This window comes from Corynebacterium sp. KPL4072, assembly GCF_037908395.1.
Taxonomy (GTDB): Bacteria; Actinomycetota; Actinomycetes; order Mycobacteriales; family Mycobacteriaceae; genus Corynebacterium; species Corynebacterium kefirresidentii.
The window spans coordinates 1-1,779 of record NZ_JBBMGE010000021.1 but is presented as its reverse complement, the minus strand read 5'-3'; the positions used below and the strand labels follow the sequence as shown (position 1 = coordinate 1,779).

Sequence of the window (1,779 nt, the reverse complement as noted above, 5' to 3'; positions counted from 1 at the left end):
TGGCACACTATTGAGTTCTCAAACATCACCACCAACCAACAAGAAAATTAACTTCCCGTTAACCTCTCATCGGCAGCTCGTACAAACTTACTCAACTCAAAGAACAAAGTCAAATCATCGAACCAAGTCCGTACAAAATGTCACCATCAAGTAACCTCCCGGCTACCTCCCGGCGACTTGGATTAATGTAGTCCACCACAACCAAACAACACAAATCCCCAGGATAACGGGCACTATGGCAGAGTCTTACCTGGCTAAGTGGCCCCATAGCTACTAATGCCTCAAGGAAGCCTGCAATCGAGATGCTTTCTCCCATATTTGAAAGGCCTCTCTGGTGGACCGCCCCCCTTTAGGTGGGCGATCCCAAAAATGGATTGGGGAGGGCGGACAATTAACAGCAAGATGACCACCGGGCTCCTTGGATGGAAAAAGGCCCCCGATTTCTCGGGGGCCTATCGGTGGAGCTGCCGGGAACTGAACCTTCAACCACTAAACACGCAGGTAAGAAGCACTAATCAAGAAAACTCCAAGACCAGATTCCCGTAACTTTCCCGTTTCTGACTCAGTAGAATGCCAACTGTAGCCACTAACGTGCCAAATTCCCAACCACTTCGCCTAGCTACCACGGAGCGCTAGAATTTAGTGAACCACTCTTCAGATTGGTTTTAGGCACCGTTTGCCCAAAAGTGCCTTAGCGCTAGATACAACATGATACAGATTAATCCCAATAGTGATTATCACTTGCTTTTCATCTACTACATCACGTCAAACTCTTTCGTCATTAGAAAAAATACGAAAGAGCTTATATTCTTTATTAGGCTTCCAACGTGGCCACACAATTAATTCCCCAGAAGGAGTGGGCGTTGTACTTTTCTTCGTTGGGAAAGCCACCAGTCGGCTCGCGTCTCCATTGATGAGGGAAACAAGAGGCGCAAAGGTAATAAGAGAACTAACCCATAGGCGAATACTTTTATCCACGGGCGCAACCGAAATATATTCTTGATAAAAGGTAATCCCGACGATGGCTACAAAAGCAAAGAAAGTAACATTTTCCATCGAGAATGCCCCAAACGAGTTCGTCACCCGTGTTTTGCCAGCATCGTGTTTTCGTATCCAAATGGCGCGATGCCCATGCAACGCCGCAATAAAAAGAAGATCGCTGCAAAGAAGTTTTGGAAGATCGCCACAATAGCCAGCTATGGCTACAGCGAAAATTGAGGCTCCTAAGAAACCATTAATAACGAGATAAATAGTTGATATTTTACACCAGTTCATAGGTTTTTGTTTCATCTCAGCTCCTTCCTGAATAAATTTTGTTCCAATCAGTCGTAAAGTGGAACAAGCCAAAGTAATGCTCTAAGTGTGATTCTTGAAAGTACTTTAGTCCACAGTCTCGGGCTCTGAAGTCGAGTCAGCATCTTAGAATTGCCTCCGTCGAATGCACTATATTTGACCAAGGGGTTTAACTGCTGACATCGGAACCTCGTACACCTATTCTTACCTAGCTCCCTGAGCGTCCAGGCAGGTACATCTGACAGACACAATATAGGTAGCCTTTAAGACTCGGGGTGGCTGCCATCCCGCCAGCCAGTAATGGCGACTTATTGTGACGCTCTATATGCGCGTCTAGGCGATTAAGGGGCACAGCACTACCAGCACACGTTCCCCAACGCCTTAAACGACGATATTGAACAGGCAAAACGCCACCGCGAACAGTGCTCAGACCCGTACACGGCATGTGCGCCTTAGTCGCCCGTGGGTTGGGGAGTTGTGGGGGAG

1 protein-coding gene is annotated in these 1,779 nt (G+C 47.2%); it reads right to left on the bottom strand.

The genetic code is table 11. The features are described from left to right. Positions 1-765: 765 nt before the first annotated feature. Positions 766-1,290, bottom strand: a complete 525-nt coding sequence (locus tag WMP97_RS11735) for a hypothetical protein (protein ID WP_340433611.1) — start codon at positions 1,288-1,290, stop codon at positions 766-768. Positions 1,291-1,779: the final 489 nt, after the last annotated feature.